Below are 12307 nucleotides of genomic sequence, written 5' to 3'. Positions count from 1 at the left end.
GACCAATCGGGCGAGCCACACCATGCTGCACCATCGTCACTTTCCGCCACTTTGCCAACTTTCGCCCCTGCTTGAACTCCCGACCACTCCGATCACGGGTTAGGTTGTGCAGGTCGGCCCGGTCGACAGCCATCCACCCGGATGGCCCCGGGCCGGTGTCGCCGGGTCGCGAACGCGCCCGGCGACCGGTGGGAGAGGAGCTTTCCGCTCTTGTCGTCCTTACGGATGCTGCTCCGCTCGCTCGCGGTGGCCGGCCTCTCGGCCGCGCTGCTCGCCCCGGCGCAGGTGGCCCGGGCCGAGCCCACACCCGCAGAGCTGACGAAGCAGATCGAGAAGTCCTCGACTGAGCTGGAGCGAATCGTCGAGTCCTACAACAAGCTCAACGAGGACATCAAGGCCAACAAGGCCACGGCGGCCACGTTGGAGGCCCGGATCGGGCCGCTGCAGGAACAGGCCGAGCGCAGCCGCGCCGAGGTGGGCGTGCTGGCGGCGACGGCGTACAAGACCGGCGGCATGCGTACCGCGGCGGCCCTGCTGGACCCGGGTGGCCAGGCCACGCTGCCGGAGCGGCTGGGCACACTGGACCAGCTCACCCGCCAGCGCCAGCGCACCCTCTCCAGCTTCACCGCCGACCAGCAGCGGCTGATCGACCAGAAGACCCGGCTGGACGCCACGCTCGCCCGGGAGGCGGCGCAGGCCAAGCAGCTCAAGTCCGCGAAGACGCGGATCGAGGGAGACCTGGCCGACCTCTACGAGATGCGGCGCAGGGCGTACGGGCGGGCCACCGAGGCGCCCGGCAACGCCGGCTCGGCGGGCAAGCCCCCGGCCGTCTCCGGCGACGCCGGCAAGGCCGTGCGGTACGCCTACGGCGCGGTCGGCAAGCCCTACGGCTATGCCCAGGACGGCCCGGGCAGCTACGACTGCTCCGGTCTGACGCTCGCCGCGTGGCGGGCCGCCGGAAAGTCGCTGCCGCACAGCGCGGCACGGCAGTGGAACGCCACCACGCGGATCAGCCGCAGCCAGCTGCAACCGGGGGACCTGGTGTTCTACTCCGGGCTCGGGCACGTGGCGCTCTACGTCGGCAACGGCCAGATCATCGACGCGCCCAGCGCCGGACGCAACGTCAGCAAACGCGGTATGAACATCATGTCGATCGCCGGCTACGGCCGGGTCTGATCGACGCGGACGGCGAACGGCCGGCGTCCCCCTGTCGGACGCCGGCCGTTCGTTGTCTCAATTACTACCAGGTCAGGCCGCCTGCAGCCCCTCCGCGCGAGCCAGCTCACGCAGCCGGCCGAGGGCCTGGATCTCCAGCTGGCGGATCCGCTCCCGGGAGAGCGAGAACCGCGACGCGACCTCGGTCAGCGAGTGCTCGCGACCGTCCTCCAGGCCGTACCGGGCCCGCATGATGCCGGCGGACCGGTCGTCGAGGTGGTTGAGCAGACCCTCGATCCGCTGCCGCTCCAGGCCGGTGAGCACGATCTCCTCGGGCGACGGCGCGTCGCTGTCGGCGACCAGGTCACCGAGGTTGGTGTCGCCGTCGTCGCCCACCGGGGTGTCCAGCGAGACGGTGTCCTGCGACCAGCGGACCAGCTCGTTGACCCGCTCGACGGTCACGCCGAGGGCGGTCGCGATCTGCTCCGGCTCCGGGTCGCTGCCCAGCTCACGGGTGAGCTGCCGGGCCACGTTGCGCATCCGGTTGACGTCCTCCACCAGGTGCACGGGCAGCCGTACGGTCCGCTCCTGCTGGGCGATCGCCCGGCTGATGGCCTGGCGGATCCACCAGGTCGCGTAGGTGGAGAACTTGAAACCCCGCTCGTAGTCGAACTTCTCGACCGCCCGGACCAGGCCGGTGTTGCCCTCCTGGATCAGGTCCAGCATGGGCATCCCGGAGCGCACGTAGCGCCGGGCGATGGACACGACCAGTCGCAGGTTCGCGCGGATGAACAGGTCCTTCGCGCGCTCACCCTCGACGACCACCCGCTCCAGGTCCTCCCGGTCGACGCCCTCGGGGATCCGGTCTTCGTCGAGCAGGTGCTCGGCGTAGAGGCCCGCCTCGATCGCCTTGGAGAGGTCGACCTCCCGGGCGGCGTCGAGCAGCGGCGTCCGGGAGATCTCGTGCAGGTAGACGCCGACCAGGTCCCGCTCCTCGGCGACCTCGTCGGTACGCATGCCGATGTTCTTGTCCACGATTGCCACGGTCCCCTCGCTCGCGCCGGTTGCCCGGTTCCTTGCCATCCCCACGTTCATCAGCCCTCCCCGTAACCTCCGCTGTGCCCGTAGGTGCTGACACCTACACAACAGATGTGACGCTTCGGGGATTCCATGTCGTGAGTCGAAACTGTCACGAATGCCTGAGTACTAGCTGAGAGCCCGGTCCATGTTTCCTGTTACCGGCCCGGTTCGGACGGCTTCCGGACACGGCTTTTGGGGCCCGCCGGAGCTGCTGAATCGCTATTCGCCCATGGAATGGCACCATTGCCTGTTCCATGAACACAGCGAGCCGCGTCACCGGGTCGTTGCGATCCTGGTCACTGCGAGATACGCGCTCGTGGACCGGTCGGTTCAGCCACGCTCAGGATTACCCTCCGCCTCGTTGAACAATCCGTACGGGCGGGAACGTCCCCCTCCCGCACGTGATACGTGTCGCACCCGCCGGACGGATGCGCCGGGCGGGTGGATCGCCGGGAGAAGGGAGAGCGGGGGCGGTCAGGAGGCGAGCAGGGCGAGCGCGCCGCGTACCTGGTGGGCGGAGCGGGCCAGCGCGGCCCGGGCGGCCGGCACCTCCGCGCCGGAGACCAGCGCGACGAGCGCGGTCTTGAGGTCGCCGTCGGCCTCCCGCAGCGCGACCCGGCAGACCTCCTCGGCGCAACCGGTGGCCTCCACGAGGATCGAGATCATGCGACCGCGCAGTTTGGCGTTGGTGGCCACCATGTCGATCATCAGGTTCGAGTAGACACGGCCCAGACGCACCATGACGGCCGTGGAGAACGTGTTGAGCACCAGCTTCTGCGCGGTGCCGGCCTTCATCCGGGTCGACCCGGTGACCACCTCCGGCCCGGTGTCCACGCCGATGAAGACGTCCACCGACGCGGCGGCCGGGGCCTCCGGATTCGCGCAGAGCAGCACCGTAGCGGCCCCCCGCTCCCGGGACGCGGCGAGCGCCCCGAGGACGTACGGGGTGCGTCCGCTGGCCGCCAGGCCGACCACCAGGTCGCCCGGGCGCACGCACTCGGCGGCCTCGGCGGCGCCGCCGCGCTCGTCGTCCTCGGCGTCCTCGACCGCCCGCCACATGGCGTCCGGGCCACCGGCGAGGTGCGAGCAGAACCAGTGCCGGGGCGAGTTGAACGTGGGGGCCAGCTCGGCCGCGTCCAGCACGCCCAGGCGGCCGGAGGTGCCGGCGCCGAAGTAGTGCACGCGGTGTCCGTCGCGCAGCGCGGCCACCGCGAGGTCGACGGTCTCGGCGATCTCGTCCAGCACCGCGGCGACGGCGGCCGGCACCCGCCGGTCCGCCTCGTTGATCACGGTGAGCACGTCCCGGGTGGACATCAGGTCGAGGTCGAAGCTGTGCGGGTTGCGCCGCTCGGTCGGCGCGCCGACACGCACCACCGGCCGGATCGCCGCCACGCCGTCGCGCTCCGCCCGGCCCGCCGTCATCCCCGCCTCCGCCCGGGACCGACCCGGTGCGACTGGACCGCCTCGGCCGTGGCTTCGAGCGCCTTCTTGGTCCGGGCCCGGCTGCGCGCGGCCACCCCGACGAAGAGGCAGTCGACGACGGTGAGCTGGGCCAGCCGGCTGGCCGTCGCGCCGGAGCGGTAGGTCGTCTCCCGGGCGGCTGTGGTGAGCACGTGGTCGGCGACCTCGGTGATCGGCGAGCGCGGGAAGTTGGTGAGCGCCACGGTGGTGGCTCCCCGGGCCCGCGCCTGCTCCAGCACCTCGATGACGTCGGACGTGGTGCCGGTGTGCGAGATGCCGACCGCGACGTCGCCGCGCCCGAGCAGGGCGGCGGAGGTGAGCGCGGTGTGCACGTCCGGGAAGTAGAACGCGATGCGGCCGATGCGGTGCAGCTTCTGCTGGAAGTCGGAGGCGACGAAGCCGCTGGCGCCCGCGCCGTAGACATCGATCCGGCCGGCCGCGCCGATCGCCTCGACCACCTGCTCGCAGACGGCCGGGTCGAGCTGCTCGGCGGTCTCCTCGACGGCTCGGGCGTCGTTGAAGGCGATGGTGGCGATGATCTGGGCCAGGTCCGCGCCCGGCGGGATGTCGCCACCGACCACCCGCGCGTCCGGCGGCTCGACCCGGCGGGCGGCCTCGGCGGCGAGGCGGATGCGCAACTGGGGGTAGCCGTCCATGCCGACCGAGCGGCAGAAGCGGATCACTGTCGCCTCGGACGTCTCGGCGGCGGTGGCGAGGTCGGTGATCGTGCGCCGGGCCGCGTCCGCCGGATCGGCGACGACCAGCCGGGCCACCCGCTGTTCGGCCGGGGACAGCGAGGGCAGCAGGCCGCTGATGTGGACGATCAGTCCACCGGGCTCGTGACTCGCAGAAATCTTCGGACTCTTCGCCACGGATGAAACTTACTTTCAGAGCGCGTGAGCGTCAACCATGACACCGCGTATCGGGAAATTTACCGTCTTCCGTGCCCGCCCCCGGGCCAAGGATCCCATTGTCGCAGCCCCACCGCCTCAACCGGTCCGGTCGAGTCACTCCTGCCGCCCGACGTGCCGGTCCGCCGTCGCGCGGCAGGGCCTGCCTGGTCGGCCTCGGCCGGACGGTCCGGACGGCCCGTGCGGGTCACCGGTCGGTCGGCACGACGGTTGACTAGCGTGTGTGTCCATGACGGAACGCACGGTGCTGGTCACCGGAGGCACGGGTGGGCTGGGCGGCGCGGTCACCGCCGCCTTCCTCGACGCAGGCTGGCGGGTGGTCGTACCCCAGCGGGAGGCCGGGACGGACGACGGCCCGGTCCGGGTCGTGGCCGACCTGCTGACCCCCGAGGGGGCCGCGCGGGCGGTCGAGGTCGCGACCGCCGAGCCGGCCGCGCCACTGCGCGCGGTGGTCAACCTGGTCGGCGGGTACGCCGCGGGCGGCCTGGTGCACGAGACCCCGGTCGAGGAGTTCGAGCGGATGCTGCGGCTCAACCTGCGCCCGACCTACCTGGTGACCCGGGCGGCACTGCCGCACCTCGTGGCAACCGGTGACGGCGCCGTGGTCTGCGTCTCCGCGCGGGCGGCGGTGTCGCCGTTCCCGGGCGCCTCGGGCTACGTCACCGCCAAGGCCGCGGTGCGGGCGTTCGCCGACGCGGTCGCGGTCGAGTACCGCCAGCGCGGGGTGCGGTGCAACACGGTGCTGCCGAGCGTCATCGACACCCCGGCCAACCGGGCCGCCCAGCCCGACGCCGACCACCGGCGCTGGGTGCCTCCGGCGCAGATCGCCGGCGTGATCCGGTTCCTGGCCTCCCCCGAGTCGGCGCCCACGAGCGGCGCCGGCATCCCGGTCTACGGCCGGGCCTGAACCGGCACCGGGCCGTCGCGGCCCGCCCCGCCGGCCGGACGTGGAGGGCCGCCCGGAGCCGGGCCGGGACCGGCGGACGGATCGTCGGGCAGCCACTCGCTCAGGTGCGCCCGGATCCGGCGGGCCACCTCCTCCGGTGGGCCGTTGCCGTCCACCACCACGAAGCCGCCGTACTCCGGCAGCCTCCGGTAGGCGGCGTCCGCGTCGGTCAGCCAGGTCATGCTCTCGTGGTCGGTGCCGCGCCGCTCGATCCGGCGGTACGCCTCGGCCGGGTCGACGGTGAGCAGGAACGTGACAGCGGGCGCCGGGAAGACCCGGTAGCCGGCCCGGACCAGCCGCTCCCACCGCTGCCCGCCGTGCGCCCGGATGCTCGCGTACTGGCAGTACGACCAGCGGTCCATCACCGCGGTGCGGCCAGTGACCAGGCAGCTCAGCAGCGCGAGCGCGATGGCCAGCCAGCGCAGCGCCGACTCGACCACGAGCAGGCCGTCCCGCCCGACGAGCCGCTGCGCGTCCGGACGGCCGATCCGTTGGGCGACGCGGCCGAGCCAGCGGCGGCCACCGGCGTTGCGGTGGTACGTCGCGGGGTGGCCGGCGGCGGTGAGGGCCTGGGCGAGCCGGTGCGCCTGGGTGGTCTTGCCTGAGCCGTCGATGCCGATCAGGGCGACGGCACGCAGTCGGGCCCTGCCCCGCCGCGTCCGCAGTGAGCTGGCCACCCTCCCGAGGTTATCCGACCGACGCCCACACCGGCCTGTATGTCGCTTTCCTGCCCTGGCGGGCCGATCGCGCCGCAACAGGTGTGACCGGAGCGTCCGCCGGGTACGCAACGTGATCCCACCGCCCATGACGACGAGGGAGCCGCAGATGGCCGAGCGCGGGGACGAGACCCTGGTGCACACGCTGAAGAAGGTCGCCGCCGTGCTCAAACAGTCCGAGATCCCGTTCGCGCTGGGTGGCAGCTTCGCGGTGTACGCGCACGGCGGCCACTCCAGCGACCACGACGTGGACTTCCTGCTCCGCGAGGCGGACGTCGACCGGGCGCTGGAGGCGCTCGTCGAGGCCGGCTTCACCGCCGAGCGCCCGCCGGAGGACTGGCTGGTCAAGGTCTACGACGAGGACCGGATGGTGGACCTGATCCACCGGCCGGTGGAGACGCCGGTGACCGAGGAGACGTTCGCCGACACGATCGTGCGCCCGGTCGACGCCATCCACATGCCGGTGCTCTCGGCCAGCCAGCTCATGGTGCACAAGCTGTTGAGCTTCTCGCAGCACTACTGCGACTTCGCCCGCGCCCTGCCGCTGGCCCGCTCGCTGCGGGAACAGATCGACTGGGAACGGGTACGGAAGGAGACGCAGCACTCGCCGTACGCGGAGGCGTTCCTGGTGCTGCTCGACCGGCTGGACGTGCTGCCCGGCGGCGCGCCCGGCGGAAGGGAGACCCTGTGACCGGACTGTCCGGCGACGTTCCCCCCGACGAGTACGTCGAGGCGGAGATCCAGAGCATGCTGGCCGAGGACCCGACGGTGGCCGAGCAGGGCATCACCGTGGTGCGGCGGGAGAACGGGCTGGTGCTCTACGGCGAGGTGGAGAGCCCGCACCGGCGGGAGGAGATCCTGCGCCGGGTGGCCGAGCGCTTCCCGGACACCCACGTGACGAGCGACATCGGGGTGATCCGCACGCAGGCGCCCACCCAGGTCGAGGAGCTGCCGTGAGGGAGGTTCGATGGTGATCCGGATCGCCGCCGTCGGCGACGTGCATCTGGACGAGGACGTGGTGGGCCGGTTCCGTCCGGCGCTGGAGGAGCTGCCCGGCTCCGCCGACGCGCTGCTGCTCGCCGGTGACCTGACCCGGCACGGCACCGAGGCCGAGGCGCGCTGCGTGGCCCGGGAGTTCGGCGATCTCGGCGTACCGGTGATCACCGTGCTCGGCAACCACGACCACCAGTGCGACCAGGTGCCGCAGGTGGTGAAGGTGCTGGAGGACGCCGGGATCACGGTGCTGGAGGGCACCGGCGTCGTGGTGGACACGCCGGGCGGGCGGCTCGGGGTGGCCGGCGTCAAGGGGTTCGGCGGCGGGTTCGCCGGGCGCTGCGCCAGCGACTTCGGCGAGCCGGAGATGAAGGCGTTCGTACGGACCACCCGGGAGAGCGCCGACGCACTCGCCGACGCGCTGCTCTCGCTGGACTGCGACGCGCTCGTCGCGCTCACCCACTACTCCCCCGTGCCGGACACGCTCGCCGGCGAGCCGCTGGAGATCTACCCGTTCCTCGGCTGCTACCAGCTCGGGCAGGCGATCGACGCCGCGCCCACCGCGCTGGCGCTGCACGGGCACGCCCACCACGGCACCGAGCGCGGCACCACGCCGGGCGGGGTGCGGGTCCGCAACGTGGCGCACCCGGTGATCAAGCAGGCGTACAGCGTCTTCCACCTGGGCGGTGACCAGCTCGACTGACCGGGAGGTTTCCGGGATCGGGCGCACGGGTATTCAGCCGACATGGAGCTGATTCTCTGGATTCTCGCAGTCGTACTGGTGGTCGCCGGAATTCTCGCCCTGTTCCGCCGGCAGATCCTCTGGGGCATCGTCCTCATCGTCGTCGGCCTCCTGGTCGGCCCGGGTGGCGTCAGCATCTTCAACACGTAACAGCGGTTCTCGTACCCGCCGGGGTCGCCGGGCCCGGGTGTTCCGTCCTGCCGGACCGGAACACCCGGGCCGGGTGACTCCGGCTTTTCCGCGTCCGGGCCGGCGTTTGCCGGGCCGGTCGAGCGGAAACATCTCGACCATGGAGACGTCGCAGAGTGTCACCCGGCGCACCACCGGCGCCCGGAAGTGGTGGGCGCTGCTCGGTTTCGGCGCCGCCACCTTCGCCGCGGCCGCGATCGGCGGGCTGGGTGTGCAGGGCACCTCCGCCGAGTACCAGAGCCTGGAGCAACCCGCGTGGGCGCCGCCGTCGTGGCTGTTCGGCCCGGTCTGGACGGTCCTCTACGCGCTGATCGCGATCGCCGGCTGGCTGGTCTGGCGCCGGGCCGGGTTCGGCCCCGCGCTCTGGGCCTGGGTGGTGCAGCTCGTGCTGAACGCGATCTGGACCCCGCTGTTCTTCGGCGCCGGGGCGTACGGGCTGGCGTTCGCCGAGATCGTGCTGATGTGGCTGGCGATCGGCGTGACCGTGGTCCTGTTCCGGCGCGTCTCCCGGCCGGCCACGCTGCTGATGCTGCCGTACTGGGCGTGGGTGACGTTCGCGTCCGCGCTGAACTTCGCGGTGTGGCGGCTGAACTCCTGACCGGTGCGGGCGCGAGGGCCGGTCGCCCCCGCGCCCGCCGGGCTCAGCAGCGGGGTACGCCGGGGATGTAGCCGTCGTAGCCGGTGTAGACGTAGGCGTCGGAGATGAACCGGCCGGAGCCGATCCGGTCCCAGATCGAGCTGGTGCCGTAGGTGCCGCTGACGCTGGTGCCGCTGGTCTGGCACTGGATGGTCACCTTCGCCCCGTCGGCGACCGTGCCGACCGAGCTGTAGCCGGTGCCGGGGCCGGAGCGGACCGTCAGCGGGGAGCCGGCCGTGTTCACGGTGCCCTGGCCGGTGTTCGTCCCGCCGCAGCCGTTGTCGCTGGTGTAGGTCTTGGTGCCCCAGTAGAGCGCCTGGACGCCGTTGAACTTGATCTTCACCGAGCTGCCGTCGATGCGCTGCTCGTAGTGCAGGTGCGGGCCGGTGGAGCCGCCGGTCGTGCCGACGTACCCGATCACCCGGCCGTAGCCGACGGTCTGCCCGACGGAGACGTTGAAGGCGCTCAGGTGGGCGTAGTAGGTGGTGTGGCCGCCGCCGTGGTTGATCCGGACGTACTTGCCGTAGCTGGTGTCGCCGAGGTTGGTGACCACGTCGACGGTGCCGGGCGCGCTGGCGACGACCGGGTCGCCGGCGTCGTCGGTGCGGTTGAAGTCGATGGCGTTCGCCGGGCTGTGGTTGGTCCGGGTCTGACCGGACCAGGACTGGTTGCAGGGGAACGGGACCTTGAACGTCGGCGCGGCCATCGCCGGCGCGGCCGGCACGAGGGTCGCCGCCAGGACCGTCGCGCTCGCCCCGAGGGCGAGCCATCGCTTACGCATCCACTGCCTCCAATGTTGAAAGTCTTCAATGTGATGCGGACATCCTGACAGAAAGTTCCGTTCCCGGGAAGATTCGTGGGAGCGCACCCAAGCCCCTGGCCAGGGTTTCGGGATTGTTACCGGGCCGTGTCCGGCCAGGGGTGGACCCGACACGATGCAAGCGCTTACATGTGAGGACGACCATCGGACCGGCGCGGGTTCGATCCCCCCACGCGCCGGCAAGGAAGGAGATCGGCATGGCGTTTGCCAGATCGCGCCAGACGCTCGCGGTCGCCGGCGTCCTGGGGCTGGCGCTCGGTGTCGCCGCCTGCGGCACCGGCGATGACAAGAAGAGCGACAAGGCCGGATCGGCCGAATGCGCCGCATACGAGAAGTACGAAGGTCACGACGGCAAGAAGGTAACCATCTACTCCTCCATCCGGGAGATCGAGGCCGACCGCCTCAACGAGTCCTGGAAGCAGTTCGAGGACTGCACCGGCATCGAGATCGACCACGAGGGCAACGCCGAGTTCGAGGCGCAGCTCCCGGTCCGGGTCGACGGCGGCAACGCCCCCGACCTCGCCTTCATCCCGCAGCCGGGCCTGCTGAAGCGCTTCGTCGACTCGGGCAAGCTCAAGCCGGTCGGCGCCGACACCAAGGCGATGGCCGAGCAGAACTACTCCCCCGACTGGCTGAAGTACAGCACCGTCAACGGCCAGCTCTACGGCGCCCCGCTCGGCTCGAACGTGAAGTCCTTCGTGTGGTACTCGCCGAAGACCTTCAAGGAGAAGGGCTGGACCGTCCCCACCACGTGGGACGACCTGATCAAGCTCTCCGACCAGATCGCGGCCAGCGGCACCAAGCCGTGGTGCGCCGGCATCGAGTCCGGTGACGCCACCGGCTGGCCGGCCACCGACTGGATCGAGGACGTGCTGCTGCGTACCGGTGGCCCGGAGGTCTACGACAAGTGGACCACCCACCAGATCCCGTTCAACGACCCGCAGGTGGCTGACGCGCTCAACCGGGCCGGCACCATCCTGAAGAACGAGAAGTACATGAACGGCGGCTTCGGCGGCGTCAAGAGCATCTCCACCACCGCCTTCCAGGAGGGCGGCACGCCGATCACCACCGGCAAGTGCGCGATGCATCGCCAGGCGTCCTTCTACGCCAACCAGTGGCCCGAGGGCACCAAGGTGGCCGAGGACGGCGACGTCTTCGCGTTCTACTTCCCGGCCATCGACCCGGCCAAGGGCAAGCCGGTGCTGGGTGGCGGCGAGTTCGTCGGCGCGTTCGCCGACCGTCCCGAGGTCCAGGCGGTGCAGACCTACCTGGCCTCCGGCGAGTACGCCAACAGCCGCGCCAAGATCGGTGACTGGGTGTCCGCGAACAAGAAGCTGGACATCAACAACGTGCCGAACCCGGTGGACAAGCTCTCCGTGGGCATCCTCCAGGACGAGAAGACGGTCTTCCGCTTCGACGGCTCGGACCTGATGCCGGCCGCGGTCGGCGCCGGCACCTTCTGGAAGGGCATGGTGGCCTGGATCAACGGCAAGGACACCAACTCCGTCCTGAACGACATCGAGGGCAGCTGGAAGTGATCTAGCAGGTGGCCCGGTCCGGTTCCCCCGGACCGGGCCACCTCTGCTAGCCGAACCCTTGAAGGAGGGTCGATGGAGTTCGACTTCGCGGCGGAGCAGCCGAAGTTCCTCATGCTGATGTACGGGCTGATCGCCTTCGTCGCGGTGGTGGGCGGGCTGCTCCTGCTCCTCGACGTGGTGCCGTCGTACTTCGCCCGGCGCCGGGAGGCGCAACTGGTCGCCGCCTCGGTGAGCGGCACGCCGCTGCCCCGCCGGCCCAAGCAGCGCGAGGGCGCGTTCGCGTTCTTCTTCCTGTTGCCGACGCTGCTGCTGCTCGCCGTCGGACTGGTGGTGCCGGCCATCCGCACCACGCTGCTCTCCTTCATGGACTCCAGCAGCAGCAACTGGGTGGGACTGGACAACTACCGCTGGATGTTCGCCGAGGACTCGATCGTCCGGGTCCTGGTCAACACGCTGATCTGGGTGCTGCTGGTGCCGCTGGTGGCCACCGCGTTCGGCCTGATCTACGCGGTCCTGGTGGACAAGGCACGGTTCGAGGCGGTCGCCAAGTCCCTGATCTTCCTGCCGATGGCGATCTCGTTCGTCGGCGCCTCCATCATCTGGCGCTTCGTCTACGCCTACCGGGGCGAGGGCGACCAGATCGGCCTGCTCAACCAGATCGTGGTGAGCCTCGGCGGAGAACCGAAGCAGTGGCTGCTGGACTCGCCGCTGAACACGTTCCTGCTCATCGTGATCATGGTGTGGATCCAGGCCGGTTTCGCCATGGTGGTGCTCTCCGCCGCGATCAAGGCCATCCCGGCCGACATCGTCGAGGCGGCCCGGCTCGACGGCACCACCGCCTGGCAGATGTTCTGGCGGATCACCATTCCCAGCATCCGGCCGGCGCTGATCGTCGTGGTGGTGACGATCTCCATCGCCACGCTCAAGGTCTTCGACATCGTCCGCACCGCCACCAACGGCAACTACGACACGAACGTGATCGCGACCGAGATGTACAACCAGGCGTTCCGCTACCAGGAGAACGGGCAGGGCTCGGCGCTGGCGGTGTTCCTGTTCGTCCTGGTGATCCCGATCGTGATCTACCAGATCCGCAACCTGCGCAAGCAGCGGGAGGGCTGA

13 protein-coding genes and 1 pseudogene are annotated in these 12307 nt (G+C 70.8%); 9 read left to right on the top strand and 5 right to left on the bottom strand.

Translation table 11 applies throughout. The features are described from left to right. The first annotated feature begins 210 nt into the window (after nucleotides 1–210). Nucleotides 211–1176 carry a C40 family peptidase gene (locus HA073_RS19905; protein ID WP_043328816.1) on the top strand — a complete coding sequence of 322 codons (966 nt, stop codon included), beginning with the start codon at nucleotides 211–213 and terminating at the stop codon, nucleotides 1174–1176. Between the two features lie 72 nt (nucleotides 1177–1248). On the opposite strand, the gene HA073_RS19900 is transcribed toward HA073_RS19905, so the two are convergent. The 3 genes from HA073_RS19900 to HA073_RS19890 form a co-directional block, all read right to left on the bottom strand. Then, nucleotides 1249–2238, bottom strand: coding sequence for an RNA polymerase sigma factor RpoD/SigA (locus tag HA073_RS19900; RefSeq protein ID WP_205797988.1), 990 nt, complete (start codon nucleotides 2236–2238; stop codon nucleotides 1249–1251). Nucleotides 2239–2709: 471 nt separating this feature from the next. Continuing rightward, entirely contained in the window at nucleotides 2710–3657 is a 948-nt protein-coding gene (locus HA073_RS19895; RefSeq protein WP_051611378.1) for an N-acetylmuramic acid 6-phosphate etherase, read from the bottom strand. Next, the gene (locus HA073_RS19890) at nucleotides 3654–4568 is read right to left on the bottom strand and encodes a MurR/RpiR family transcriptional regulator (protein WP_051611377.1); all 915 of its coding nucleotides are present in this window, start codon (nucleotides 4566–4568) and stop codon (nucleotides 3654–3656) included. Before HA073_RS19890 ends, HA073_RS19895 begins: the two co-directional genes overlap by 4 nt. 268 nt (nucleotides 4569–4836) lie before the next feature. On the opposite strand from HA073_RS19890, the gene HA073_RS19885 reads away from it, so the two are divergent. After that, on the top strand, nucleotides 4837–5514 hold the full coding sequence (locus tag HA073_RS19885) for an SDR family NAD(P)-dependent oxidoreductase (RefSeq protein ID WP_043328814.1): 678 nt from the start codon (nucleotides 4837–4839) through the stop codon (nucleotides 5512–5514). On the opposite strand, the gene HA073_RS19880 is transcribed toward HA073_RS19885, so the two are convergent. After that, a complete protein-coding gene (locus HA073_RS19880; RefSeq protein ID WP_166457033.1) occupies nucleotides 5499–6230 on the bottom strand; it encodes a dTMP kinase in 732 nt (243 codons plus the stop codon). The genes HA073_RS19885 and HA073_RS19880 overlap by 16 nt on opposite strands. 148 nt (nucleotides 6231–6378) lie before the next feature. On the opposite strand from HA073_RS19880, the gene HA073_RS19875 reads away from it, so the two are divergent. The 5 genes and pseudogenes from HA073_RS19875 to HA073_RS19855 all read left to right on the top strand — a co-directional run bounded on the left by HA073_RS19875 (nucleotide 6379) and on the right by HA073_RS19855 (nucleotide 8791). After that, complete coding sequence (locus tag HA073_RS19875; RefSeq protein ID WP_043328811.1) at nucleotides 6379–6960, top strand: nucleotidyltransferase; 582 nt, start codon at nucleotides 6379–6381, stop codon at nucleotides 6958–6960. A 56-nt stretch (nucleotides 6961–7016) separates the two neighbouring features. Further along, complete coding sequence (locus HA073_RS19870) at nucleotides 7017–7226, top strand: hypothetical protein (RefSeq protein ID WP_225319459.1); 210 nt, start codon at nucleotides 7017–7019, stop codon at nucleotides 7224–7226. A gap of 10 nt (nucleotides 7227–7236) precedes the next feature. Then, nucleotides 7237–8017: pseudogene (locus HA073_RS19865) on the top strand (metallophosphoesterase). Next, nucleotides 8008–8154, top strand: coding sequence for a GPGG-motif small membrane protein (locus HA073_RS19860; RefSeq protein WP_013288160.1), 147 nt, complete (start codon nucleotides 8008–8010; stop codon nucleotides 8152–8154). The pseudogene HA073_RS19865 and the gene HA073_RS19860 overlap by 10 nt, the downstream one beginning before the upstream one ends. A gap of 139 nt (nucleotides 8155–8293) precedes the next feature. Next, on the top strand, nucleotides 8294–8791 hold the full coding sequence (locus HA073_RS19855; RefSeq protein WP_043328806.1) for a TspO/MBR family protein: 498 nt from the start codon (nucleotides 8294–8296) through the stop codon (nucleotides 8789–8791). A gap of 43 nt (nucleotides 8792–8834) precedes the next feature. Here the strand turns inward: HA073_RS19855 and HA073_RS19850 are convergent, their stop codons facing one another. Continuing rightward, nucleotides 8835–9611: a M23 family metallopeptidase gene (locus HA073_RS19850; RefSeq protein WP_043328805.1), complete on the bottom strand. Its 777-nt coding sequence runs from the start codon at nucleotides 9609–9611 to the stop codon at nucleotides 8835–8837. Between the two features lie 236 nt (nucleotides 9612–9847). Between HA073_RS19850 and HA073_RS19845 the strand changes: the two genes are divergently transcribed. Then, complete coding sequence (locus HA073_RS19845; protein ID WP_064447780.1) at nucleotides 9848–11188, top strand: ABC transporter substrate-binding protein; 1341 nt, start codon at nucleotides 9848–9850, stop codon at nucleotides 11186–11188. A gap of 72 nt (nucleotides 11189–11260) precedes the next feature. Beyond that, nucleotides 11261–12307, top strand: a complete 1047-nt coding sequence (locus HA073_RS19840) for a carbohydrate ABC transporter permease (protein ID WP_030502266.1) — start codon at nucleotides 11261–11263, stop codon at nucleotides 12305–12307.

It is taken from the genome of Micromonospora sp. CMU55-4, assembly GCF_011602315.1.
Classification (GTDB): domain Bacteria; phylum Actinomycetota; class Actinomycetes; order Mycobacteriales; family Micromonosporaceae; genus Micromonospora; species Micromonospora chalcea.
The sequence above is the reverse complement of the archived record's forward strand: the minus strand, read 5'-3'. Positions and strand labels throughout refer to the sequence as shown.